Genomic DNA, 25,614 nt, shown 5'->3' on the forward strand with positions numbered 1-25,614 from the left:
CTTCCCTCTAATTCTATTCCTGAATGACGACCAAATCATCGCGGTGAATCACCTCAGAGCCATAATCATGACCCAAAATAGAGATGATATCTTTACTGTGCTTACCCGTAATTTTAGTTAGGTCATCACTTGAGTAGGCGCTGATGCCACGAGCCACCAACTTACCGTGAGCGTTTGTTACACGCGCTACTTCGCCTCGTGCGAAGTCACCACTAACTTTGATGACCCCTTTAGCAAGTAGGCTACTGCCCTTGCCGACCACAGCATTGACTGCACCATCATCAATAACGATGTCGCCCGATGCCGCAGGTCCCGCTAGAATCCAGCGTTTACGATTCTCTAAGGCTTCAGCGCAAGGTAGGAAGCGCGTGCCCTGAGGTTCAGCACTTAAAGAGTCAAAGATAACATTCGGCGCACTACCAGCAGCAATAATAACCTCTATACCTGCGCGGCGAGCGATGTCTGCGGCTTGCAGCTTCGTTGCCATACCACCAGTACCCAATGTTGTACCGCTTCCACCTGCGATTTTACGCAGCGTATCGTCGATGGTTTTTACTTCCTTGATAAGCTCTGCGTTCGGATCTTTACGAGGGTCAGCAGTAAACAGACCTTTTTGGTCAGTTAAAAGCAAGAGCTTATCTGCACCACATAAAATGCCTACCAAAGCGGAAAGGTTGTCGTTATCGCCAACTTTAATCTCGCTAGTAGCAACGGCATCATTTTCGTTTACGATAGGAACAATATCGTTCGCAACGAGCGCATTAATAGTGTCGCGCGCGTTAAGGAATCGCTCACGATCTTCTAAATCGGCACGGGTTAGTAGCATTTGGCCGATCTTGATACCATAAATACCAAACAAAGACTCCCATGTTTGAATCAAGCGACTCTGCCCCACCGCGGCAAGTAACTGCTTACTCGCCATCTCGTTGGGCAATGCGGGGTAACCAAGATGCTCACGGCCTGCTGCAATCGCACCAGACGAAACCATTACGATTGAATGGCCTTGTTTTTTAAGCTCAGCACACTGGCGTGCTAACTCAACCATGTGTGCACGGTCGAGTGCCAGAGTGCCGCCTGTCAGCACACTTGTACCCAGTTTCACAACGACAGTTTGTGGTTGTGAAACAACTGCATTTTGTTGATTCGTTGTCATGATGTCTTCTGAAGTGAAAAACAAATAAAGAGAGGATGTTTTAACAATCAAATAGGGAATTAACAAGAGAAAAGGTGCGTTTTCGCACCTTTTTGTTTGGTATTAAATGAAAACAACCAAATTAAGCGAAATCGAAAGACTCCGTGTGATATTCGACTTCTAATTTGAAGTGTTCTTCTAAAGTATCAACCAGCTTTTGATGGAATGTGCTCTGCGTGAGATACACTTCCTCTACTACTTTTTTGGGAAGGGCTTCAGATACCCATTGCCCTTCTTTGTTGTACTTGCCAATATGATATTTAGCAGTAAAGCCTCCCTCGATGGATTCCAAATCCATCCACCAGCCCCAAAATTCACGCTTCTCAGGCGATTTTTTGTCGTCTACACATACAGATAAACAATCAAAATAATAGCGCCCTTCTTGCGATTGTGGTTCGCGCAGGTAAGGCCCTATCGCCTTCAACTTTGACATCAAGCGAAAGTGAGTCGGGCCCTGAGTCGTCTCTGACATATGAATCTCCGTTTTCATAGTTAAAAGTAAACACCCAAGAATGATTATTATTTTTAATTATCATGAGCTTATTTTTTGCTCAGATATATCACTCTTAACTAATTTAGGAGAATTGTCACCCTAATAATTCATCTTCTAGCCACTTTATGGCTAAATCGAGGGATTGCTCATATCCTTTTGTAATTGTTTTGGAACTGATTTTTTTCGCTCTACCATACTGGCTAAATAGAGCAACAAGTTGATTATCACTGTGTGGCGACACTGGATCGCCCTCAAGACTCAAAGCCAAAATAGGCACTTTGGTTTTTCGACTGCTCAGGAAGCCCTGAACCTTCAATGACCACGCCATCATCTGACCAGCCATGCTATTAATATCAACCGCATTTTTCCCCAAACGGGAAGCCAAAAGGTCTAAATACATCTTCGGCATTTTTTGTAACTTCTGAGGGGAAGTAAAAATATCATGTACGGGTGCGCCTAGAGCGACACAAGCTTTGATCTTTTCCTGCTCGACAAAAGAGAGTCTGATCATTGCATTACCACCAAAACGAAACCCAACTAACCCCACTTTGTGATGATCAACCCAAGGTAGCGAGTAAAGCTCATTCAATACCGCTTGATGTAGGCAACTTGAATTCTCGGTCAAGGGCCAATGAGAGCTATGCCCTACCGAAGGCATGTCTACGGTTAACATCGCAATATCTCGCGGTGCAAGACGATTACGGAACAAACGCCACATGTCGGTTTGTAGAGTATCCAAACCAGCGCTCACCATGACCACAGGCAACTGTTTATCCGTTCTTGGTAAATGGAGGTTCGCGATGATTTTGCGATTTTGGTAAGGCACTTCAATTTGCTTGATGGTGTACTTAGTTTTTTCTGCGCCGTCAGAATACGCTTTGTTTGCCAGTACTTGAGCCTGCGATGCCAAGTTGTCATTTTTTAAATGTGGGTAGCCGGCAATACTAAAACACAAAGAAGCAGTGAAGAGTTCATCCGCTGCCTCTTCTCCTTGCATTTCATTTGCTCGCTTCTGATGATCCATACCAAGCTTGATCCACTCAAATGTCCAGTTACCACTGTGATAACCCATTACAGTGTCTAACCAATCATCATTGGTTCGCGAGTGAGATGATGAAGCAATTTTGGACAGTACGCCTTCCATTTCGATCGGAGACAATCCTTGCCAAGCCCATTGCAAGCGACGCAAATGACGATACCAAGCACGATCACCCTGCGCTTCTCGTTCATCAAGTATTTTTTTACTGGTCGGCATGTACTGGGTAAGCGCGGAGGTTTCTTTTGCTTGCTTATGTTTCACGAACAAAGTTTCGGAAAGATTTTTACTGACGTCTTCAGACATAGGAAGAACCCTAGGCTATTAGCATGATTTAATATCATAATAAAAAAAATGCCCCTATAAAGGGGCATTTCTCAATATTCTTTAACCGCGCTTATTTTTGCTTGCGGTTTACTGGCTCAGCATACTGGATTGACATATCCCAAGGCTGCTCGATCCAAGTGTCTTGAGCAATATCTACAACGTAATCATCCAGCAGCTCTTTGCCTGATGGTTTCGCACACACAGCGATCATTTTCGCTTTTGGATACATCTCACGTAGTTTGCGCGCTGTATCACCACTGTCTACTAGGTCTTCAACGATTAGGTAACCTTCGCCATCACCTTCAGGTGCTTTTAGTACCGTCATATCGCGCTGATGATCATGGTCGTAGCTTGAAATACAGATTGTATCAACGTAACGAATACCCAGTTCACGAGCCAAAATAGCGCCAGGAACCAAACCGCCGCGGCTTACCGCCCAAATTCCTTTCCATTGCTCAGCTGGCATTTGTTTCTCAGCCAGTTCACGGCAGTAAGTCTGCATTGCATCCCAAGTGATAATGAATTTTTTACTCATTGTAATAACCTAATAATTTGAAAATATGCATCCTCAAAATCTAGCGAAGTCACTCAAAAGCGGAATGCTCACTAACTTCTCCAAAATGTTTGGAGACGAGGATTTCAAGCTGCGCAAACGATTATTCTACCGAAACACACCGCTAATACCAACGGTGATATCAAAATTCTCTGCCTATTCCGCAGAAAAACCGTCTTCTGTGAACAACGTAAAAAAAGAAAAAGCCAGCGTGAATAAATCCACACTGGCTTTTTGCTCGAGAAATTAACCGACGAGGTATTTAACGATGAAGATGGCTGACATCACCCATACACTCATCGACACTTCACGGCCCTTACCGCTGAATAACTTGATCGCCGCGTATGCGATAAAGCCTAACGTGATACCTTCTGCAATCGAGAATGTTAGCGGCATAACTAAACAAGTCACAACAACTGGGGACGCTTCAGTTAGGTCACGCCAATCAATGCTTACTAGCCCAGACAGCATCAAGATCGCCACATAGAATAGCGCACCTGACGTTGCATAAGCAGGGATCATACCCGCAAGTGGTGAGAACAATAGAGCAAGTAGGAAGAGTACACCAACAACCACGGCTGTTAGACCAGTACGCCCACCCGAAGCTACACCAGAAACGCTTTCAATATAAGATGTCGTGTTGGAGGTACCAAGTAATGCACCTACTGACGTTGCTGTTGAGTCTGCAAGTAACGCTTTGTTTAAACGAGGGATGTTGCCATTCTCATCAGTTAGGCCTGCTTTTTGAGAAACGCCAACGAGCGTACCTGCGGTGTCAAATAAATCGACAAATAGGAAAGCAAATACGACGGAAATCATGCCTACTTCAAACAAACCAGAGAAATCCAGTTGCATGAAAGTTGGCGCAATGCTTGGTGGCGTTGACATAATACCGCCCCACTGCACATCACCAAATAGAAGACCAAGCGCTGTAACGCCAAGAATGGCGATCATCACCGCACCTTTCACACCACGGTGAACCAATGCAATCGTAAGAAAGAAACCAATCGCGGCCAATACAGATGGCAATGATGTGATCTCTCCCATAGAAACTAATGTCGCTGGGTTATCAACGACGATACCTGCATTTTTTAATGCGATAAACGCTAAGAAAAGACCAATACCAGCTGAAATACCTGTTCGTAGAGAATGCGGGATCGAGTTAATAATCCACTCACGGATCTTAAATACGCTTAAAAGAATGAACAGAAGGCCAGAAACAAATACAGCCGCTAACGCAACTTGCCACGTATAACCCATTCCCAATACAACAGAGTAAGTGAAAAATGCGTTCAGGCCCATTCCTGGTGCCTGTGCGATTGGGTAATTGGCAACAAATCCCATAATAAAACAGCCGATTGCGGCAGCAAGACAAGTCGCAACAAAAATGGCGCCACGGTCCATACCGGTATCCGACAGGATCGCTGGGTTTACAAAAATAATGTAAGCCATAGTTAGGAAGGTCGTAACACCTGCAATGATCTCAGTGCGCACATTTGTGCCATTTTCACTGAGTTTAAAAAGCCTCTCGAGCATGATCGAATCCTGTAAAGGTAAAAAGTAAACGGTTGCGTAATCGATTGGCGGGAATTATAAAGTTATCAAATAGCAAATTCTAGATAGAATCTTCACTCTAATGCGTTTTTTTTCTTTGGATATGAAACACATTCTCTAATCTATCAAAGCAAGCAAAGAAATATATTCTTATAAAACAATAGTTAACCCAGATAACACAGTTCTCTAAAAGAGAATAAAAACTGAGCAATGTACTAAACTTTCAGATGAAAAAGGCCCATTTTAAACATGGTATCTAACAGATTTGATGGAAAAGTCGATAAAACCGAAGAATGGGGAATAGAAGAAGGCTTTGATGGCAATAAGTGAGTCAGGAAGAGAAAATAGAGATAAAAAAACGCCACCCAATTTGGGTGGCGGTGAATCATGTCAGCACTATCACTGAAAAAAAATTCCAATTTATAGGGGTGAACAAACTGTTCGAGTCACATGCGTTGACTTCACTTAGTAGCCAAAGCTTGTTGGGTATACAAAGTTACCGGTGTAAACAGACTTGCTATTCCAGAACATTGTACTTGGTAAACCTTTCATAACTATCACCTTTTAAATCAATTAAACATTCGTTGATTTCTCGGTTCCTTGGAGGCGATAAAACGGACTCATCCTTTGAGCATTTCATTCTTCTCTCAGAAGCTGGTTACAAATATACCACCAAGAAATTTAATTACAAGCATTTTAGTGATTGAAATCACAAAAAATGCATAAATTGACCTTTATCAAAGTTTATGTGTAATTAAATTACAATTTTATGAATTAAAAAATAAAGCCACTTTCAGAATGTATGATAGAGAACACATAGTGCTTGTTATTGTATTCACAAACTGTGACAGTTCTGAGAGAAATCCTTGTGATCGCGACTACTCGTACTCCTTATCTGGTGGTATGCTAACGGCAATTTGAAGGCCAAATCGTCTAGCATTTAATGCTACCTTGACAATATTTTTACGGTATATATTTGGCAAAGCACATCAAAAGGAGTCCTCCGTGTCTGAGTTCCATTCTGAGATCAGTACCTTATCACCTGCTCCACTTTGGCAGTTTTTCGATAAGATTTGTTCAATCCCTCATCCATCGAAACATGAAGAAGCATTAGCACAGTACATTATCAACTGGGCAACAGAGCAAGGCTTTGACGTTCGCCGTGATCCAACCGGTAACGTGTTCATCAAAAAGCCCGCGACACCAGGAATGGAAAATAAGAAGGCTGTTGTACTTCAAGCACACATCGACATGGTGCCGCAGAAAAACGAAGACACTGAACACGACTTCACCAAAGATCCAATCCAACCTTACATCGATGGCGAATGGGTAACTGCGAAAGGCACGACGCTTGGTGCAGATAACGGTATTGGTATGGCTTCTTGCCTTGCTGTATTGGCATCTAAAGATATTAAGCACGGTCCACTCGAAGTTCTGCTGACGATTGATGAAGAAGCAGGCATGACTGGCGCATTTGGCCTTGAAGCTGGTTGGTTAGAGGGTGAGATTCTTCTAAATACAGACTCTGAGCAAGAAGGCGAAGTCTACATGGGTTGTGCAGGTGGCGTTGATGGCACCATGACTTTCGATATTTCTCGAGAATCAACGCCTGCAGGTTTTGTAACACGCCAACTGACGCTGAAAGGCCTAAAAGGTGGTCACTCAGGTTGTGACATTCACACAGGTCGCGGTAATGCCAACAAATTACTTGGTCGTTTCCTTGCCGGTCATGCTCAAGAGCTTGATTTACGTTTAGTCGAATTCCGTGGTGGTAGCTTACGTAATGCAATCCCTCGCGAAGCGTTTGTTACTGTCGCGCTTCCTGTCGAAAACCAAGACAAGCTTGCTGAGCTGTTCAACCACTACACTGAGCTGCTTAAAACTGAATTGGGTAAAATCGAAACAGGTATCGTAACCTTTAATGAAGTGATCACGACTGACGCCCAAGTATTTTCAATCGCCGATCAGCAACGATTCATTGCGGCACTTAACGCTTGTCCAAACGGCGTAATCCGTATGAGTGATGAGGTGGAAGGCGTTGTTGAAACTTCTCTAAACGTTGGTGTGATCAGCACAGAAGAAAATAAAGTCACCGTGCTTTGCTTGATTCGTTCTCTCATTGACTCTGGCCGTAGCCAAGTGGAAAGCATGCTGCGCTCGATTACTGAGCTAGCAGGCGCACAAATTCAGTTCTCAGGCGCTTACCCTGGCTGGAAGCCAGATGCAGATTCCGAGATCATGGCAATTTTCCGTGATATGTATGAAGGCATTTACGGTCATAAGCCGAACATCATGGTCATCCATGCTGGTCTTGAGTGTGGCCTATTTAAAGAACCATACCCACACATGGATATGGTTTCTTTCGGTCCAACAATAAAATTCCCTCACTCTCCAGATGAGAAAGTGAAGATTGATACTGTTCAGTTGTACTGGGAACAGATGGTCGCGCTTTTAGAAGCGATTCCAGAGAAAGCATAATTCAATCACGAAAAACGACAAAGGGTGCCATACGGCACCCTTTTTTTGGTTTAGTTGAACCCAACTACACACGGTTTTGCGCGTAAGCGGCTAACTCATCCATTGAGGTTTGTGCAGCAACTTCACCATCAATGTAGTAAGTAACAAACTCACCATCGCGTACACCCATGAGTGTCGCCTTTTCACCGTTACTGTAAGTAATATCCATTTGAACGGTGTTCTCATCGATTTGCTGCATTCGCCCCTGCTCAATGACACGGTTATCCGCTAATGGTGCGATTGGTGCAGTCGTTAACGACTTATCTAACTGGTGATTGACATCAATGTAAGTATCTACCTTTGTATCGAAGATATGTGGCTTACCATTTAACGGGTTCTTACCCGTCCAAAATTCTAGAGAGTTAAACACGATATAATCCGCTGCGATCGCGACACCATAAACAGGCGCTAAAAGCATATTTAGACCACCTCGAGCGTAACGGTTGTCAACAGCTTTCAAGTTAAACCCCATAACATAACCTGTCACGGCATTACTACCTACGCAACCTGAAAGTGAAACTGCTACCGCAGTCAATGCACCAATTTTAGCAATTGCCTTTTTCATCAAAACCTCTAGTTAGAAAGTGTGAAACCTCAAATTCGGCGCGGATATTATCGGATAAAAAGTAGGGTTAAAAGTCCGTTTTTTTGTCCTCCATGAACAGTATTATTTTTAATACAGTCACATTTTTTAAGGCTATTATTGCGCACTCTTCTCTATGTCTTGTTATGTATTAAACTGATAGAAAAGATCATATTGAAAACAAAAACTTCACACATACCAAAATTTCACGCATGACGATTAAAGTAATTTGTCGTGTCCTTAATGAGAATGATTAGTGCGATTTTGCAGCAATTGTTACATTGCTGATGACGCATTTGACAGAGATGGTTTATGGCCAGAAGTAAAAAAAGCAAAGTGTTTGAGCTCTTAGGACATCAAATACAACCAGGACAACGATTAGAGATCGAATTTGAAGCAGCGAAGCTATATACACATTCGCCTTTATCTATTCCTGTGGAAATCATCCATGGGAAACAAGAAGGACCAGTGTTAATGGTGAATGCTGCTATCCATGGTGATGAGCTTAATGGCGTAGAAATCGTTCGTCAGATCATTAACCAACTGGATCCACAAAAACTGAAAGGCACTGTCATTGCAGTACCTATCGTTAACGTTTTTGGTTTCATCCATAAATCTCGTTACTTGCCCGACCGACGAGATCTCAACCGTTGCTTTCCTGGCAGTGAAAAAGGCGCACTTGCATCTCGTATGGCACACGGGTTCTTTAACAACATTGCCAAGCGTTGTGACTACATTTTGGATCTACACACAGGAGCCATTCACCGCACGAACTTGCCACAGATTCGCGCAAACTTAAGCAACCCAGAAACTCTACGTATTGCTCAAGCATTTGCGACGCCAGTGATTGTTGATTCAGCATTGCGTGATGGCTCTTTACGCAGTGAAGCAGAAAAATGCGATATTCCAGTGCTCACCTACGAAGCTGGCGAAGCATTGCGTTTTGATCCACTTTCGATAAGCGCTGGTGTACTCGGGGTTCGGCGCGTAATGCAAGCCATTGGTATGTTGCGTGCGAGCAGGAAAAAGCTGCCTGAGCCTATCATAGCGAAGTCCACCAGCTGGGTTCGCGCGTCAGGTAACGGCATTTTGCGTACTGTCGTTAATCTGGGAGACAAAGTAGAACAGGGGGAAACGCTCGCTTATATTAGCTCTCCTCTTGGTCATGATGAGATAGAACTAAAAGCCCCGAAGCGTGGTTTGGTTATCGGTCAACAAACATTACCATTGGTGAACGAAGGCGATGCAATTTTCCACCTTGCCTATTTTAACCAAGGTGATAATGCTTTAGAGCAAGCAGTCGAAAGCTATATTGAAGGCCTCACTGAATTCGATGCCGAGCCGCTGACAACCGGACAGATACCGTTAGAAACTCAGTAATTCCTATCAAATAGGCGCCTGATTAGCTCAAAAGGAGCAACAGTGCTCGCACTATCTTGTTTAAAGCCAATAAGCTCAGCGTCCATGATGCTGGGCTTTTTGTTTTATGTACGCTAACGATACTTATCGTAGTTTCCACGAATGGATAAAAAACTTTACAATCCGTCGCAAAAACACATTTGATAATTAATCTCATTATCATTTATTAATCGTAATAATGTTCTTATAATCCCAGCTTCATAAAAACACTATAAATCATCAATATGAAACGATTAAAAAGTCATCCATTCAAAGTAAATCTCATTTCACTGGCTTTGCTCTTCCCTCTTTATTCATATGCCGAGACAGCGCCAAATGAAGAGCTTGAAGTCATAGGCGTTCGTTATGCCAAACCTATTACCATTGCTGAGCCTGCGCAAACCACCATTAATTGGTCAGAGATTGAAGAGCAACAGTACTCTAATTTTGCCTCAATGATCGATGCCGTTCCCGGTGCATCAATAGATGGTGGCGGTCGTTCTGGTGGCGAACGTATTAACATTCGTGGTTTTGATGATCCAAGCGATATCGCCGTCTTTGTCGATGGCGCTCCAATTGGCTTTCAACAATACCGCTACGGTACCTTCTTTTTTGATCCGTTCTTAATTGGCGAAGCAGAAATTATCAAGGGCGCGCACGACTATCGAGCACTCAACGGGAAGTTTGGTGGCTCCATTCGCATTAAAACCAAAAGTGTCGATGATCTCCTGTACGGCGAAAGAAACTTTGGTGCTCGCATCTCAAGTGCATACAACACCAACGGCGATGAGAACGCCTACACGCTAACACTCTATGGTAAAAACGATACTGGTTTTTATTTTCTAGCGAATGGCTCGGTAAAAGATTCTGATGACATTAAAGTCGGAGGTGGTGAAACGCTAGATTACTCAGGTTATGAGCAAGAAAACATGCTCGTAAAGGTCGGTTATGAAAATAACGATCACGAGTTTGAAATTAGCCATACTCGCTACAAAGATGAAGGTCGTAAACCTTGGGCTAACCGTCGCGGAAAAATGCCTAACATCACCGAATACAATATCAAGAAATACGGCTCATTAGAAAAAGCCCAATACGCTTACACCGTCGATAACAAATACACGGACAACACCACAACCATCTCTTACCACTACATGCCGACTAACCCGTATATTGATTTCAATATCAAAATGGCACGTTCCGAAAACGATCGTCATTGGGTTCGCCCTGACGTAGCATTCGAGAAAATGTTCGTTTCTGTTGGCAGTTACGGTCATGAGTCATGGCTGAGTTACGAGCGTGACTACGTTGATGTGTTTAACCAAGCACAATTCGGAGACCACACTCTAGTCACTGGGCTTCAATATCAAAAAACCGATAGAGACTCGTTAGTATTCAACGCATCATACGACAGTAATGAAGCGAAAAACTACGGTTGGTACACCCCTTACTACGAACCATCTGGCACGCAGTCAATTTATGCCGCTTACATTGCTGATCACTATCAAGCAACAGACCGCCTAACAATCACACCTTCTCTGCGTTACGAATACATCAAGAGTGAAGGAAAAGGGAACGCAGCGCCGGATTATAATGATCCAGCTGCCGGACATAACTACGGTGAAACGACGCATAAAGGCTTTAGCCCACGTTTGGATATCGACTTTGATGCGAGCAATAATACGCGTTTAAACGCCTCCTACGCCTACGCTTTAAAAGCACCAACCGTTGATAACATCTACTCAGTGCAATATGCGCGAGCTACCGCTACGGCTACTGCTTTGAATCTGGACGTGTCTCGTATCCATGCTTATCAAGCAAGCGTTATCAACTTAACGGAAGGGCTGGTGAACTCTCGCGATAACCTCGCAACAGAGTTAACTATGTTCTATAACGATGTTAGCGACACAGTTGATATACGAACGGGCGAAAACCTCGACAAAAATACTACTGAGTTACAAAGCTGGAATACAAACCTAGATGGCTTTAAAAACTATGGCTTTGAGCTAATTTCACAATACCGGATTGAAGATTTCTACAGTAATTTCTCAGCAAGTTACATTCGCGGCAAAAACAAAGGTAGCCTATCTGACTCTACAGGTTCAGATGATGATCATCCTGATGTACCGCCATTAAACATTAATCTGGGTTTGGGTTACGAATGGATTCCTGGTTTACGTACGGGCTGGGAAGTCCGTTGGTATGATGCGCAAACCAAAACCAAGGCAAGCGGTAATAATTTAAAAGTGAAATCGCCAAGTGAGCAATACACGCTACAAAACGCTTACGTGGTTTGGGAAATACAACAAGTCGAAGGCTTGAGCGTTGGCGCGGTTGTGAAAAACTTAACCGATCGTTACTACGAAGCATACCTATCTAATGGCGTGCCTTCGCCTGGTCGCGAAGTCAAACTGCACCTCACTTATCAATACTAACCATACCTAAAAGATGCAGGGCAGACATTAACTGCCCTGTTATATCGTATCCAATGGCCATAATTGCACGCCGTTTTATTTATCAGTATTATCATTTCCTTTTGCTTGCATACACATTATGAACAATCTAAAAACACGGCTTCTTCTGATTTGCTTCTTCCCTGTAGGTAGCCTAGCGCAAGCTTCTGAGAACATTGCAGACTACTTACAAGAACAAAGCAAGCACCAAGTTTCAGAAGATTTTTACGCACAGCCAACAGCAAATAACCTGAATCTAGATGCAAAAACTAACTCTTTAACTTGGCACGAAGATGGTAAGCCGGATCACTGTCGTTACGCCAAGCAGCCCAAAGACGTCGCAACACATTTCGACTACGGTGAAGCAAACGATCTATCTGACGGCTTACAACACTTTGATTTACCGGAAAGACATTCTGCAAAGGTCAAATCGACACATCGCACTTATGCTAATAACCCTCACCTTCTTCCTGGCAATAAACAATTTGCAGCCCCTGAAGACGGCACGTTTAGCTTGTCCGTATCGTCGGATTGTTTTTAGCCGATATAAATAAAAAATGCCCTGAGACAAAACTCAGGGCATTTTCACTATTTGTTTGATGGGTAACGTCACCATCTCACCGATTTAAACTTATTCTTCGTCAGTGTCTACTTCGGTTTCACGTGCTTTGCGGGCTTCTTCTTTACGAACTTTTGCCGCTAGTTGTTCTGCTTCGCGCTCTTGACGTTGCGCTGCTTTACGCTCGTTACGAACCACTTGGTTTTGGATAAATCCAGCCAGTTCTTGTTCAGCCCAAGCTTGTGCTTTCTCTTCGCTGTCAAAGCCTGTTTCACGCTTTGATACTACAGTCTTACGAGATGTCACTTGGCGAGTGATTTCTGCGCTCCAGCCGTTACGTTTTTCAGTGACGCGGATAGCAAATTTTGGATTCTTAGACATTTCTTTCATTTCCTAAGGGATTTAGGGATCAATCAGGGATTCGGTCAACTTGATAACTCCATCTAAGCTGAGCTGTTTAACACCATCCCTTGGTAAGCGCGGTATTAGAGCATAAAAGTAATCTAAACGCTGCAAGTTTTTTACGCTAGATAATAGATGACAAAGAAGAGGCAGAACAAAGCAACGTTTCGCCAAGTCACTAGAAAGAGCGACGAAGAAAAAAGAGTGATAAGAAAAAAGAAAGCGCTGGTCTCTCAACCAACGCTTTACTTAAGCTAGATTAACCTTGGTTAATTAACCGATATTCTTACGGGCATTTTGGAACATACGCATCCAAGCGCCATTTTCACCCCAACCTTCCGGAGCCCAAGAATTTGCAACTGTGCGGAATACGCGCTCTGGGTGAGGCATCATGATAGTTACGCGACCGTCTGCTGTTGTTAAACCGGTAATCGCGTTTGGCGAACCATTCGGGTTGTTCGGGTATTGTTGTGTTGGGTTACCGAGGTTATCCACGTAACGAACCGCAACCGTACCTGATGCTTCAATCGCTGCTAGGTGCTCTGTATCACGTACTTCTACACGCCCTTCTCCGTGGGAAACCGCGATTGGCATGCGCGAACCAGCCATGCCGTCGAAGAATACAGAATCAGATTTCTGTACTTCGACTAGGCTAAAGCGCGCTTCAAAACGCTCAGATTCGTTGCGAACAAAACGTGGCCACAAGTCTGCACCAGGGATCAGTTCTTTCAAGTTCGACAGCATCTGACAGCCGTTACACACACCTAAAGAGAACGTCTCTTCACGGTTGAAGAACGCTTGGAACTGCTCACGTGCTTGTGCGTTAAACAGGATAGACTTAGCCCAACCTTCACCCGCACCTAGTACGTCGCCGTAAGAGAAGCCACCACAAGCTACTAGGCCATGGTATTCATCCAGTACCGCTTGGCCTGTTAGGATATCGCTCATATGGATGTCGGTTGCTTCAAAGCCTGCTCTGTCAAACGCTGCTGCCATTTCGACGTGGGAGTTAACGCCCTGCTCACGTAGAATTGCCATCTTAGGTTTAGCACCTTTCGCAATGTACGGTGCTGCAACGTCTTCATTTACGTCGAAGCTGAGCTTAACGTTTAGACCCGGGTCAGAGTTGTCTTTCTTAGCTTCGTGCTCTTGGTCTGCACACGCTGGGTTATCACGTAGGCTTTGCATCTTATGCGTTGTTTCAGCCCAGATAACGCGTAGTTCGGTACGTGAACGTTCAAGCACAACTGCATCACCAGAAGTGATAACAAAGTCGTCTGAAGCTTCAACAGAACCAATCACATGTGAGCATGCCTCTAAGCCGTTTGCCGCCAGAGTAGATAGAACTGAATCTAGATCATCATTCTTAACTTGAACAACCGCACCTAGCTCTTCGTTAAATAGAACGGCCAGCGCATCGTCACCCAGCTCTGCGATGTTCGCTTTTACGCCACAGTGACCCGCGAATGCCATCTCAGCCAGTGTAACAAACAGACCGCCGTCGCCTTTATCGTGGTAAGCCACTAACTTGTCATCACGTACTAACGCTTGCATTGCATCAAAGAAGCCTTTTAGCTGCTCTGCATTATCTACGTCAGCAGGTTTGTCACCCAGCTGTTTGTATACTTGTGCCAATGCTGTCGCACCTAAGCGGTTTTTGCCGTTACCCAAGTCAACAAGAACTAGAGAAGTCTTTCCTTTGTCAGTGCGTAGTTGTGGAGTCACGGTCTTACGTACGTCTTCCACACGGCCAAATGCCGTGATAACTAACGACAGTGGAGAAGTGACTTCTTTGCTCTCGCCGTTTTCTTCCCACTTGGTTTTCATCGACATGGAGTCTTTACCAACTGGGATAGTCAAACCTAACGCAGGACACAATTCTTCACCAACCGCTTTCACTGCTTCGTAAAGACCCGCATCTTCACCTGGGTGACCCGCTGGAGACATCCAGTTCGCAGACAGTTTAATGTGTTTAATATCACCGATGTCTGTTGCCGCAATGTTCGTTAGTGACTCACCAACGGCTAGGCGAGCCGATGCTCCAAAGTCTAGTAATGCCACTGGCGTGCGCTCACCCATCGACATTGCTTCGCCATGGTAAGTGTCGTAGCTTGCCGCTGTTACTGCGCAGTTTGCTACTGGTACCTGCCAAGGACCAACCATTTGATCACGAGCAACCAGACCCGTTACTGTTCGGTCACCGATAGTAATTAGGAATGTTTTTTCTGCAACAGCAGGAAGACGAAGTACGCGATCCACCGCTTCATTAAGCTCAATACCATCACGAACAATGGCAGGGCTTTCCACTTTTAGTGTGGTTGCGTCACGGTGCATCTTCGGTGGCTTACCAAGCAGGATATCCATTGGCATATCGATTGGCGTATTGTCGAAGTGAGAATCTTCTAGCGTTAGATGACGCTCTTCTGTCGCCACACCCACCACTGCATACGGTGCGCGTTCACGCTTACAGATTGCGTCGAATGCTTCCATGTTTTCTGGCGCTACCGCTAGAACGTAACGTTCCTGTGATTCGTTACACCAGATTTCCAGTGGGCTCATGCCCGGCTCATCGTTTGGTACATCGCGTAATTGGAACTTACCGCCACGCTCACCGTCGTCGACAAGTTCAGGCAATGCGTTAGAGATACCGCCTGCACCCACATCGTGGATAAATGCGATTGGGTTGTCGTCGCCTAACTGCCAACAACGGTCGATCACTTCCTGACAGCGACGTTCCATCTCTGGGTTTTCACGCTGTACTGAAGCAAAGTCCAGATCTTCTGCTGACTGACCAGATGCCATGGAAGATGCCGCGCCACCACCAAGACCGATGTTCATTGCCGGACCACCAAGTACGATGAGGCTCGCACCCACTGGAATCTCTTTCTTCTGTACGTGTTCATCGCGGATGTTACCCATACCACCAGCAATCATGATTGGTTTGTGGTAACCACGAATTTCTTCACCCGCATGAGAAGTGACTTTTTCTTCGTAAGTACGGAAGTAACCCAATAGATTTGGACGACCAAATTCGTTGTTGAATGCCGCGCCTCCTAGAGGACCTTCAAGCATGATGTCTAACGCATTCACAATACGACCCGGCTTGCCGAAGTCGGTTTCCCATGGCTGTTCAAAACCAGGAATACGTAAGTTAGAGGTTGTAAAACCAACCAGACCCGCTTTTGGCTTACCGCCGATACCCGTCGCGCCTTCGTCACGGATTTCACCGCCTGAGCCAGTCGATGCGCCCGGCCATGGAGAGATTGCCGTTGGGTGGTTGTGCGTTTCTACCTTCATCAAGATGTGCGTATCTTCATGGTGGTACGTGTATTGACGAGATTTAGGGTCAGGGAAGAAACGCCCCGCTTTAGAACCTGTCATAACGGCTGCGTTGTCTTTGTATGCAGACAGCACATAGTCAGGTGTCGTTTCAAAAGTGTTTTTGATCATTTTGAACAAAGACTTAGGTTGATCTACCCCGTCGATAGTCCAATCTGCGTTAAAAATTTTGTGGCGACAATGCTCTGAGTTCGCCTGAGCAAACATCATCAATTCAATGTCGTTTGGGTTACGCCCAAGCTTAGTAAAGTTCTCTACCAAGTAATCAATTTCATCTTCTGCGAGTGCCAAGCCAAGGGAAACGTTTGCCTCTTCAAGCGCAAGACGACCGCCAGCTAAGATATCAACATGTGCGACAGGCTTAGGCTCTGCAACAGTAAATAATGCTGATGCGGCTTCAAATTCTGTGAATACTGTTTCCATCATGCGGTCGTGAATTAACGCTTTAACAGCATCAGCTTGAGCTTCTGATAGAACAACTGAAGATTCGACATAATAAGCCGTACCACGCTCTAGACGTTTCACTTTCTCCAGACCACAGTTAACAGCGATATCGGTAGATTTAGAAGACCAAGGCGAGATAGTGCCAGGACGAGGCGTGACAAGAAGTAGAAGACCTTCAGGCTCATGCTCTTCGATGGTTGGGCCGTAAGTTAGTAACTTTTCAAGTTTTTCTAACTCTTGGTCATCAAGGTCTGACTTTAGATCGGCAAAGTGCATAAACTCGGCATAAATGCCAGTTACAGGCAGATCTTGTTCACGACAAAGTTCCAGTAGTTTATTAACACGAAACTCAGAAAGAGCTGGGGAGCCACGCAAAATTCTCATGTGCTTAGGTCTCTTATGCAATTGATTAAGGTGATATTGGAATAAATTCAGACACTTAAAATAAGCCCTGTCGAACCTATGCCGATTCCACCTCGTCATTGCGAGCGCATTATATAGTAATTGTTTTTGTGATGTAACACCAAAAGCAACCGTTTGCGTCATTTTTTTTGTCAAATTTGAATTACAACTAAAATGTCGATAAAACACACAATGTCACGTTATAAGTGTGTGATTCACTTTGCCCCATGAGCTCGCTTTGATATAAAGGCAAATAGAAATTTTCCAAGATGTACCTATTAATGCAAATAAGTCACTTCAACCGGCTCAAGCGCAGTGCTCTAATTTTAGTTTCTGTTCTTTTGCTCTCTGCTTGCCAGATTGAGTCGGAGCCCAAAAGTGAATTTGAAAAAATTCAAGAACGTGGTGTGCTTCGTGTTGGCACGCTAAACAATCAGCTTTCCTACTACATAGGTCCCGATGGTCCCGCAGGGTTGGATTACGAATTGGCGCGTCAGTTTGCGGAGCAGCTCGGCGTCAAACTCGAGATTAAACCAGCCTTTCGCCAGGCTGAGCTTTTTCCTGCTCTTAAGAAAGGAGATATCGATATCATCGCTACGGGTTTAAATCAAACGTCACAAGCAGTCAAACGATTTAGACCAGGCCCTGCCTATTATTATGTAAGCCAACAAGTGGTATATAAAAAAGGGCAACTTCGACCACGTGATATCGAACAACTCATTGAATACCAAGCCTCGAAAGACGACGAGTCCGACGAAGATACAAATGCAGGCGCTCAAACATTAAAGATCGTTGAACAATCGCAATATGTTCCGACCCTAACAGCGTTAAAGAAGCAGTATCCAGAACTTCAGTTTGAAATTGTTGGTGATGCTGACACGAGAGACTTACTCAAATACGTATCGAAGGGTGAGTTACGTTTTACTGTGACTGATTCGGTGGAACTTTCCCTAGCTCAACGCCTTTACCCCGATCTTGCGCTCGCGTTCGAACTTACAGAAGATCAACCTGTGTCTTGGTTTACTCGACGTTCTGAAGACGAAAGCTTGTATGCAATGCTGATAGAGTTTTTCGGTAACATCAAACAATCAGGAGAACTGTCCACCCTCGAAGAGAAGTACATTGGTCATATTGAAGCATTTGACTACGTTGATACTCGCGCATTCATTCGAGCTCTGGATGACAAATTGCCTAAGTGGGCACCTTTATTCCAAAAGTACAGCGAAGAGTTCGACTGGCGCTTAATTGCAGCATTGGCGTATCAAGAGTCACACTGGAAACCAACAGCAAAATCGCCAACGGGTGTTAGGGGGATGATGATGCTGACTCTGCCAACGGCGAAAAGCGTCGGGGTAACAAACCGTTTAGACCCTGAGCAATCTGTTCGTGGTGGTGTCGAGTACTTACGTCGCATTGTAGGTCGCGTGCCTGATAGCATCAACGAGCATGAAAAAATATGGTTTGCGTTAGCTTCATACAATATTGGTTACGGCCACATGATGGACGCACGACGACTCACCAAAGCACAAGGTGGCGATCCGAACGCTTGGGCCGATGTAAAAGATAGGCTGCCTTTACTGCGTCAGAAGCGCTATTACAGCCAAACTCGCTATGGGTACGCCAGAGGCGATGAAGCGCGTAATTACGTAGAAAATATTCGACGTTACTACCAATCCATCATTGGTCATGTCAGCCAACAGCCAGCGATTGATGAGAATAGCGATGACTTGCAAGTGATTCCGCCGCTCAACCCCGACATTTTGATATCGGGCGCAGTAGAGACCGTCGTAGAACAAGTCTCTGGCGCTTCTGACGTCACGGTTGAAGAAGACACCGAACAAGAAAGCATTGAAGAATAAACCCGCGGTAAACTAAAAAATGACGAGCCTATGAAGCTCGTCATTTTTGTTGAGTCCTAACGAAAACTTATCTAGACTCCAATATTCTGAGTGACACCAACCACACTCAACCATTCCTTTGGTTGGTCGCCTTTTCTTCATCGTTAGTAAAACTGATTGCTTTGTAACAGATTACTTTACAACCACATGGTTTAGCTCACTTGATGAAGCGGCGCTTTCGGCTACACTCTGCCGAAATAACGTCACTCCTATTATTAAGCATCGTATTGAAATTGTTTGCTGGCTCTGTGCAATGCAGAAGTCAAATGAAGAACGTTTAAACCATACAATGTTTAGTGCGATTATCGAGCCTATTGCCAAGCATCGATGAGCCGCACTTTACTGGTATAAGTCTTGTCTGCAGGAGGTTTTGAATATGAGAAGACGTAGAGTGCAGTCAAAGCGTTTAAATAACACAGTAGCTGCTATCCGACGTAAACGTAAACTGACATGTATGAAAAAGAAAGTAAGTTCACGTAATCGTGTTTTTGTACATTTAGTCAATCACTAGTGCGTCCAAGCAAACATCTACCACGTTGTAGGTGTTTGCTAGCCCTCACTACTCCTACTACCTTGTTCGCTCTCTCCATTTTCTAATGCTTTTTGTGCTTGCTTCTTCGCTTTAATTTCCTTTCGGCGGCGCTTAAAAAACGCTTGTAGCTGAGTACGGCACTCATCTTCTAGCAGCCCCTTTTCAATTAAGGCGTAATGGTAAGCGGCTTGACTTTCAAACAAATTAAGCACTGTTCCTGCTGCTCCAGCTTTTAAATCTGGCGCTCCAAAAACAACCCGCTTAACGCGGCTATGCAATAAGGCTCCGGCACACATTGGGCATGGCTCAAGTGTTACATATAACGTCGTATCCAGAAGGCGGTAATTTTCTAGCTTTTGGCCTGCTTTACGCAGCGTTTGGATCTCAGCATGTGCGGTAGCGTCATTAGTACCAATAGAGCGATTCCACCCCTCAGCGATAATTTCACCATCTTTGACAAGCACTGCGCCAACAGGTACTTCCCCCTCAGCTTCTGCTTGCTCAGCAAGCTCCATCGCTCTGCGCATAAACAATTCATCTTGAGGGGAAAACGGATGGTTAGACAAAGGAGGCTCCAAAGAAACAAAAAACGATTGAAGTCAGGAATTTTATCACCAACTTCGGTTTCACTACAGCAACACATCACGGGACAAAGTCTGCAACTCCAAAAAACTAGTTACAAGACCTATCGATGTTCGTTTTACGAGAACAAAAAAACGCAGATCGAAGACCTGCGCTTTTTGGCTGCCAATTAGCGGCTTTCACACCCTACACGTTTTTACATTGTGTAAGTGTAAGGAGCTTGAATGCCTAGCGGGATACCTACCATCCAATAAGCAACTAGGAAGATAGACCAACCGATCAGCATTGCGATCGAGAATGGCATCATTAGTGACGCAAGCGTACCGATACCAGCCGACTTCACATAACGCTGACAGTAAACCACAACAAGAGGGAAAAATACCATTAGAGGCGAAATGATGTTCGATACAGAGTCACCCACACGGTAAGCCGCCTGAGACAGCTCAGGCGAGATACCAACCGCCATTAGCATTGGCACTAGGATTGGACCAATTAAAGCCCATTTTGCCGATGCCGAACCAATAAGTAGGTTTACAGACGCGGTTAGAAGGATCATACCGATGATGGTCACTTCACCTGGTAGGTTCATCGCTTTTAAGCCTTCTGCGCCATACAACGCTAGCATCGTACCGATGTTTGACTGAGCAAATGCAGATAGGAACTGAGCACAGAAGAACGACATAACAATGTATGCGCCCATGGTTGACATAGTATCAGCCATCGCTTTGATAATGTCGTTGCTGGTCTTGAACGTTCCAGACACTTTACCGTAAACGTAACCAGGAATGATAAACAGAATAAAGATCAACGGCACGATAGATTTCATTATCGGTGCTGAGAAGGCTGTAATTTCACCTTCAGGCGAGCGAAGTGCTGATGTTTCTGGAATTAACGCTGCAACAAGTAAAGCAATACCCACCATCATTGCCCAACCTGCATAACGGAATGCTTTTGATTCCAGTTCAGTAAATGAACCTAGGTTTGGCGCGGTTTCCGCATCATCATCAATTGGCATTTTTGATAAACGAGGCTCGATGATTTTCTCTGTCACGTACCAACCAATCCCCACAATAATGATAGAGGATAGGCCAGTGAAGAAGATGTTCGCTAATGGGTTAACCACATATTCAGGATCAAGAACCTGCGCCGCAGTTTGCGTAAAGCCAGCCAATAGCGGATCGATACCTGAAGGGATAAAGTTTGCAGAGAAGCCACCAGATACACCTGCAAATGCTGCCGCAATACCTGCTAAAGGGTGACGACCTGCCGCATGGAAGATAATACCGCCAAGAGGAATAACCAGAACATAGCCTGCATCTGCCGCAGTATGCGATACAATGGCAACCAAAATAAGCATTGGAGTAAGAAGCTTAGCTGGCGTGAAGTTCAGCATCTTCTTAAGACCCGTCGTAATAAAACCCGAAGAATCTGCAACACCCACACCTAGCATTGCGACAAGTACGATACCCAGTGGCGCAAAGCCAGTAAACGTCGTCACCATGTTAGCAAGGAAACTTGCTAGCGCTTCGCCCGTAAGTAAGTTGGTGATAGTAAGAGCTTCGCCCGTTCGAGGGTTTGGAAGATCGAATGATACATTCGACAAAAGTGCTGACGCCGCCCAAGTAATGATCAATGCCCAGAAGAACAAAATCGCAGGATCAGGAATTTTGTTACCTGTCCTCTCGATAAAGTTTAAAAAGCGCTCCATCCCGCTCGGCTTCGATGATGGTGCCTTATTTACAGCTTGGTTACTCATGGTAACTCCATAGTGAATGATGTTGGTGCCAAGGCCTATTTGAATAATTATAACGACCTACTATCCAACGAGTATTCTAGTAAACACTAATGGAGAAAGCACAAGGTTCTAGATTTTTTTTCATAATTGGAGACATATTTTGCAAAAACACCACTTCAATTAAACATAATAAAAACAGTAGCACATCAACTCAATTAACAGTTCAAAAACTATTTATTAACCGTGACAAATCCGGTATTAAACAGGAATTACACCCGCATTTGTCCCAGCCCATGTATGCAATTGAACTTAGTTTTCGAATTCACTGTATTGTGAGATCATCGTTTTAAGCTGAACTGATCGCGTCTCGCCGATTCTATCCTTCCAGCTAGAGGTAATGGTGATAGTTTTCAGTGTTCCTGAAACCGTGGCAGCTGGAACTTCCCACTCGACGACATAAGATCCAGTAACAGAAGAGCCTGTTGCAATAGAAGCAAAATTTGCAGGTGTGATGGTAGACATCGCCGCAGAAGCACCACGCGTCCGGAACCATTCGAGCTGGTTTTCTGCTAGACGAAGTGCTTCAATACTTTTTATGGCATATTCGGATTCGCGTTCTAAATACACGTTTAGCTTAGTTAAACCTAGTGCCCCAACACCGATAAGTAGAAAAGAAATTAGAACTTCAAGAAGGTTAAAACCTTTTTGTTTAGAGATCATTCCAGGAGCCTTTTTTCCATCTCGGAATTGCATGCGCATTCCTTGAATTGTCTATCACATCTTTATTGTATCTAAAGTCCAAAGAATCGAAGAAAACCGCTGCCTGATCTTCACTATCAAAATATTGACCACCAGATACCGTAAAAGAACCATGCTGATAATAAGAAGCTATTGTCCTGTATGAGTCTTCTACAACACTTGGCACATGATTTAGGTGAGCATTGGCTTCGAACCCAACCCAATCCGCTGTTGTCGGGGTATAATCATGATTGAAATGAAACAAGACCCCTTTAAACTTATTTGATGTAGCGCCGGAGCTCGGTGGTCCCATCACGGAGAAAAGACCATCATGAATGAGCACTGTTACGCCATTGGTCGATGATGTAGCATTCACTAAATCATTGTATTCCGATTGCTTGATTTCACAGCTCCCTTCCACCCATAAATGATGCTTCCCTGACTGAATTTCTGCTGTTAAAGCAGCACCACAATTAGGTATACCATCAGCCACTGAGCCCGTCATAACATGAAATACACCATTATCTCGGACATCGTTATGCTCTTCAGCCTTTACTCCAAAGAAGGATTCAAATGGCTTTAAATCTGTATCTTGAGTAAAATCATCACCAGCACCAACCCCGCCAACACTAGATGAGAGATGACGGTTTGCCGTCGTGTTTGCACAATCTTTATTTGTAGGGTTGTTAAAATCGGCATAGGGAGACTCTCCATGAATTACGCCTTTATTATCAACTGAAGAGGAGTAAAAGCGCTTTTTATACCTTAACGCAATACACTCCCACCCATCGCTGCTCAATTCCCCTGGGTCTGGAGTAGAGAACGTTGCACTAGAATGAAAATAAATGTCGGCACTAGACTGCATTGCACCATAACTCAAGTTACCTCCCAAAATAATCTCCTTACTAATGCTTGTAAATCCAACATTAGAAGTAACCAAATACCCATTGGAAGTACTCGTAAAATTCGGAATCGTCCAAAGTCCTGAGCCACAATCTGTTATTACGGCAGGTACAATATTATTAACTCTAAATTGCGCCCATGCACATTCAACACCTCCTTCCGCTAACCAATGTGCTTGTCGAGTTTTTATTTCGTTTTGCGCAACTTTTATTTGAAAAAATACACCTTTGGATGATGCTAATGATGCAATTAAAGCAAGTAATAAAAGTATAGAAGTCACAAGCAAAGTGGTATAACCGGAATAGCTATATTTAGATGTCATTGCCAATTCCTTTGTTTGATAGAAAACTCCGCAACTTCACTAAAGACTCCATCAATTGTTTTCAAACCTAACTTAACGCTCGTGACCGAACTTACATTTCCTCCATTAGTCACTGTTTCTAAACTAACGGTGAATTGGGTAACTTGGAAAATATCATCATCAAATAGAGAACGACAAAAATCTATACCATCAAAAGATAATATTTGTGTTTGAGACACAACGCCTTTCTCACATATAAAAAACCGAGTATCTCTCTTCTCATACTTAATATTTCGATAGTCTTCATTGGCAGCTGAGTCCTCTTTAAAATACACAAGCCCTACAGAAGAGGCGCCACTCAGCATTATGGTTCCTGTAGCTCCGGATAATTTGAGTGAACTACCGTTCCCACCATCATAACCTGCTCTTTGAATATCTTCTTTAATAACAGATAAAGTGATATTCAGACCTTGCAATAAATTTAGCTCTAAGCTTTTTTCCTTTGCTGTTTTTTGTAAACTCAAGAATATAGAGCCCACTACACTAAGAACAATTAACCCAATTAAAGAACTAATCATTAATTCAATTAAAGAGCTACCTATTTGATAGCGTTTGTTAGCACTGACGGTAATCATATAACTTCGCTCCAGAATTACTACAAATCTTAATCCTCCCAGGAGGGTTTGAGATCTTTGCTTGTAGTTTTATGTTTTGAGCATTGGTTGGGAAAAACTCTATATTTCCTCCTTGGGGCCGTCCACGGACCTCATCGAAGCTTATTTTTTGATTATCGTAACTGTGCTTCAAAGATAATTCAGAGTATGCGGAGCCGGAAAGGTTTAAGATTACTCCCCCTGAGCCGCTAGATGAGTCAGTTAACTGTAGAGACCATGCCCCTTGACTGACAACAACGTTTTTAGCCATGGAGAAATGTATATATAACTTTTGATTTCTCATTACCGCCTCGGACTTACTTTGGCTTAGAAAACCAGCTAATTCAGTTGCCAATCGCTGCATTTGCACAGTTTGTGAAACACGGCTAAAGCTTGGAGCTGCAAACGCCAAAATAATACTCAGTACAGCAACAGTAATAAGAAGCTCCAACAACGTAAACCCGCGAGGCATTTCCCAAATTCCTATGTAAACGGCAAAAGGGCCGTAATTCATCTTGCACAGATGCTATCACCTGCCAAAAATAGGCGGAAAAGTGAAAAGGAAACTACTCGTGATGATTCGAATTTCTCGTTGTAACGGCTACAAAAAAGGATTGAGAGGGATGACATTGATCGAATTACTGGTAGCTGTAGTGATTGTCGGGATCATTGCTGCAGTCGCATACCCCTCTTACACTAATCATGTAATCAAGTCTCATAGGACGGTTGCCTTGAGCGATCTTAGTCGAATTCAGCTAGAGCTAGAGACATCTTATGATGGTGGGTACGACTGGAGTCATATTCTCTCTGGAGGCACATGCACTCTATGTGACTCAGACACAAATAGATTTTCTTTCGATATTGCGAGCTCTGCAAGTACGGCCTATACCATTACAGCAACAGCAAAATCGGCTCTGGGACAAGACGACGACGAGTGCTTGACTGGTTCTAAAACGATTACTTTAACGTCAACAAATGTCGAAGAACCAAGTGATTGCTGGAATTAGGAAGAACACCGAGATG

Annotated in this window: 20 protein-coding genes; 6 read left to right on the forward strand and 14 right to left on the reverse strand. The window is 44.0% G+C overall.

The window, feature by feature from the left end:
- Nucleotides 1-13: 13 nt before the first annotated feature.
- The 5 genes from proB to R7M92_RS13640 all read right to left on the reverse strand — a co-directional run bounded on the left by proB (nt 14) and on the right by R7M92_RS13640 (nt 5,137).
- Nucleotides 14-1,153: a glutamate 5-kinase gene (proB, locus tag R7M92_RS13620; protein ID WP_005383771.1), complete on the reverse strand. Its 1,140-nt coding sequence runs from the start codon at nt 1,151-1,153 to the stop codon at nt 14-16.
- Nucleotides 1,154-1,274: 121 nt separating this feature from the next.
- Nucleotides 1,275-1,664, reverse strand: a complete 390-nt coding sequence (gene crl, locus R7M92_RS13625) for a sigma factor-binding protein Crl (RefSeq protein ID WP_005381584.1) — start codon at nt 1,662-1,664, stop codon at nt 1,275-1,277.
- Nucleotides 1,665-1,779: 115 nt separating this feature from the next.
- Nucleotides 1,780-3,027 (reverse strand): esterase FrsA, encoded by a 1,248-nt coding sequence (frsA, locus tag R7M92_RS13630; protein WP_005381586.1) that lies wholly within the window; start codon nt 3,025-3,027, stop codon nt 1,780-1,782.
- A gap of 91 nt (nt 3,028-3,118) precedes the next feature.
- On the reverse strand, nt 3,119-3,583 hold the full coding sequence (gene tet(34) / locus R7M92_RS13635) for an oxytetracycline resistance phosphoribosyltransferase domain-containing protein Tet(34) (protein WP_005381590.1): 465 nt from the start codon (nt 3,581-3,583) through the stop codon (nt 3,119-3,121).
- A gap of 264 nt (nt 3,584-3,847) precedes the next feature.
- Nucleotides 3,848-5,137: an NCS2 family permease gene (locus tag R7M92_RS13640; protein ID WP_318133635.1), complete on the reverse strand. Its 1,290-nt coding sequence runs from the start codon at nt 5,135-5,137 to the stop codon at nt 3,848-3,850.
- A gap of 1,023 nt (nt 5,138-6,160) precedes the next feature.
- Between R7M92_RS13640 and R7M92_RS13645 the strand changes: the two genes are divergently transcribed.
- Complete coding sequence (locus R7M92_RS13645) at nt 6,161-7,633, forward strand: aminoacyl-histidine dipeptidase (RefSeq protein ID WP_053350265.1); 1,473 nt, start codon at nt 6,161-6,163, stop codon at nt 7,631-7,633.
- A 64-nt stretch (nt 7,634-7,697) separates the two neighbouring features.
- Here the strand turns inward: R7M92_RS13645 and R7M92_RS13650 are convergent, their stop codons facing one another.
- Nucleotides 7,698-8,237: a DUF3332 domain-containing protein gene (locus R7M92_RS13650; protein ID WP_005381596.1), complete on the reverse strand. Its 540-nt coding sequence runs from the start codon at nt 8,235-8,237 to the stop codon at nt 7,698-7,700.
- A gap of 330 nt (nt 8,238-8,567) precedes the next feature.
- Here R7M92_RS13650 and R7M92_RS13655 point away from each other — a divergent pair, with 330 nt between their 5' ends.
- The 3 genes from R7M92_RS13655 (at nt 8,568) to R7M92_RS13665 (ending at nt 12,644) form a co-directional block, all read left to right on the forward strand.
- Nucleotides 8,568-9,635, forward strand: coding sequence for a succinylglutamate desuccinylase/aspartoacylase family protein (locus tag R7M92_RS13655; RefSeq protein WP_017820600.1), 1,068 nt, complete (start codon nt 8,568-8,570; stop codon nt 9,633-9,635).
- Between the two features lie 263 nt (nt 9,636-9,898).
- Nucleotides 9,899-12,085: a TonB-dependent receptor domain-containing protein gene (locus tag R7M92_RS13660; RefSeq protein ID WP_053306531.1), complete on the forward strand. Its 2,187-nt coding sequence runs from the start codon at nt 9,899-9,901 to the stop codon at nt 12,083-12,085.
- Between the two features lie 118 nt (nt 12,086-12,203).
- Nucleotides 12,204-12,644: a hypothetical protein gene (locus tag R7M92_RS13665; RefSeq protein ID WP_005381599.1), complete on the forward strand. Its 441-nt coding sequence runs from the start codon at nt 12,204-12,206 to the stop codon at nt 12,642-12,644.
- Nucleotides 12,645-12,734: 90 nt separating this feature from the next.
- Here the strand turns inward: R7M92_RS13665 and R7M92_RS13670 are convergent, their stop codons facing one another.
- A complete protein-coding gene (locus tag R7M92_RS13670) occupies nt 12,735-13,043 on the reverse strand; it encodes a DUF3622 domain-containing protein (RefSeq protein ID WP_025998700.1) in 309 nt (102 codons plus the stop codon).
- A gap of 294 nt (nt 13,044-13,337) precedes the next feature.
- A complete protein-coding gene (gene purL, locus R7M92_RS13675; protein ID WP_053306532.1) occupies nt 13,338-17,231 on the reverse strand; it encodes a phosphoribosylformylglycinamidine synthase in 3,894 nt (1,297 codons plus the stop codon).
- Nucleotides 17,232-17,530: 299 nt separating this feature from the next.
- Here purL and mltF point away from each other — a divergent pair, with 299 nt between their 5' ends.
- Nucleotides 17,531-19,108 carry a membrane-bound lytic murein transglycosylase MltF gene (gene mltF / locus R7M92_RS13680; RefSeq protein ID WP_025998701.1) on the forward strand — a complete coding sequence of 526 codons (1,578 nt, stop codon included), beginning with the start codon at nt 17,531-17,533 and terminating at the stop codon, nt 19,106-19,108.
- Nucleotides 19,109-19,696: 588 nt separating this feature from the next.
- Here mltF and tadA read toward each other — a convergent pair.
- The 6 genes from tadA to R7M92_RS13710 form a co-directional block, all read right to left on the reverse strand.
- A complete protein-coding gene (tadA, locus tag R7M92_RS13685; protein ID WP_082240141.1) occupies nt 19,697-20,245 on the reverse strand; it encodes a tRNA adenosine(34) deaminase TadA in 549 nt (182 codons plus the stop codon).
- Between the two features lie 212 nt (nt 20,246-20,457).
- Nucleotides 20,458-22,017 (reverse strand): AbgT family transporter, encoded by a 1,560-nt coding sequence (locus R7M92_RS13690; protein WP_239932059.1) that lies wholly within the window; start codon nt 22,015-22,017, stop codon nt 20,458-20,460.
- Between the two features lie 288 nt (nt 22,018-22,305).
- A complete protein-coding gene (locus R7M92_RS13695) occupies nt 22,306-22,716 on the reverse strand; it encodes a prepilin-type N-terminal cleavage/methylation domain-containing protein (RefSeq protein ID WP_005381606.1) in 411 nt (136 codons plus the stop codon).
- Nucleotides 22,706-23,959, reverse strand: a complete 1,254-nt coding sequence (locus tag R7M92_RS13700) for a hypothetical protein (protein WP_238843510.1) — start codon at nt 23,957-23,959, stop codon at nt 22,706-22,708. Before R7M92_RS13700 ends, R7M92_RS13695 begins: the two co-directional genes overlap by 11 nt.
- Nucleotides 23,956-24,573, reverse strand: a complete 618-nt coding sequence (locus R7M92_RS13705; RefSeq protein ID WP_318133639.1) for a pilus assembly protein PilW — start codon at nt 24,571-24,573, stop codon at nt 23,956-23,958. The genes R7M92_RS13700 and R7M92_RS13705 overlap by 4 nt, the downstream gene beginning before the upstream one ends.
- A complete protein-coding gene (locus R7M92_RS13710) occupies nt 24,554-25,063 on the reverse strand; it encodes a GspH/FimT family pseudopilin (RefSeq protein WP_031780847.1) in 510 nt (169 codons plus the stop codon). Before R7M92_RS13710 ends, R7M92_RS13705 begins: the two co-directional genes overlap by 20 nt.
- Before the next feature lie 103 nt (nt 25,064-25,166).
- Between R7M92_RS13710 and R7M92_RS13715 the strand changes: the two genes are divergently transcribed.
- Nucleotides 25,167-25,598 (forward strand): type IV pilin protein, encoded by a 432-nt coding sequence (locus tag R7M92_RS13715; protein WP_017820588.1) that lies wholly within the window; start codon nt 25,167-25,169, stop codon nt 25,596-25,598.
- Nucleotides 25,599-25,614 lie beyond the last annotated feature (16 nt).

The sequence above is a fragment of the Vibrio sp. Vb2880 genome (assembly GCF_033337975.1).
GTDB lineage: Bacteria > Pseudomonadota > Gammaproteobacteria > Enterobacterales > Vibrionaceae > Vibrio > Vibrio alginolyticus.

Coding starts and splice junctions, on each gene's coding strand:
- proB (WP_005383771.1), bottom strand. CDS start 1,153: ATGACAACGAATCAACAAAATGCAGTTGTTTCACAACCACAAACTGTC.
- crl (WP_005381584.1), bottom strand. CDS start 1,664: ATGTCAGAGACGACTCAGGGCCCGACTCACTTTCGCTTGATGTCAAAG.
- frsA (WP_005381586.1), bottom strand. CDS start 3,027: ATGTCTGAAGACGTCAGTAAAAATCTTTCCGAAACTTTGTTCGTGAAA.
- R7M92_RS13640 (WP_318133635.1), bottom strand. CDS start 5,137: ATGCTCGAGAGGCTTTTTAAACTCAGTGAAAATGGCACAAATGTGCGC.
- R7M92_RS13650 (WP_005381596.1), bottom strand. CDS start 8,237: ATGAAAAAGGCAATTGCTAAAATTGGTGCATTGACTGCGGTAGCAGTT.
- R7M92_RS13655 (WP_017820600.1), top strand. CDS start 8,568: ATGGCCAGAAGTAAAAAAAGCAAAGTGTTTGAGCTCTTAGGACATCAA.
- R7M92_RS13660 (WP_053306531.1), top strand. CDS start 9,899: ATGAAACGATTAAAAAGTCATCCATTCAAAGTAAATCTCATTTCACTG.
- R7M92_RS13665 (WP_005381599.1), top strand. CDS start 12,204: ATGAACAATCTAAAAACACGGCTTCTTCTGATTTGCTTCTTCCCTGTA.
- R7M92_RS13670 (WP_025998700.1), bottom strand. CDS start 13,043: ATGTCTAAGAATCCAAAATTTGCTATCCGCGTCACTGAAAAACGTAAC.
- purL (WP_053306532.1), bottom strand. CDS start 17,231: ATGAGAATTTTGCGTGGCTCCCCAGCTCTTTCTGAGTTTCGTGTTAAT.
- mltF (WP_025998701.1), top strand. CDS start 17,531: ATGCAAATAAGTCACTTCAACCGGCTCAAGCGCAGTGCTCTAATTTTA.
- R7M92_RS13690 (WP_239932059.1), bottom strand. CDS start 22,017: ATGAGTAACCAAGCTGTAAATAAGGCACCATCATCGAAGCCGAGCGGG.
- R7M92_RS13695 (WP_005381606.1), bottom strand. CDS start 22,716: ATGATCTCTAAACAAAAAGGTTTTAACCTTCTTGAAGTTCTAATTTCT.
- R7M92_RS13700 (WP_238843510.1), bottom strand. CDS start 23,959: ATGACATCTAAATATAGCTATTCCGGTTATACCACTTTGCTTGTGACT.
- R7M92_RS13705 (WP_318133639.1), bottom strand. CDS start 24,573: ATGATTACCGTCAGTGCTAACAAACGCTATCAAATAGGTAGCTCTTTA.
- R7M92_RS13710 (WP_031780847.1), bottom strand. CDS start 25,063: ATGCCTCGCGGGTTTACGTTGTTGGAGCTTCTTATTACTGTTGCTGTA.
- R7M92_RS13715 (WP_017820588.1), top strand. CDS start 25,167: ATGATTCGAATTTCTCGTTGTAACGGCTACAAAAAAGGATTGAGAGGG.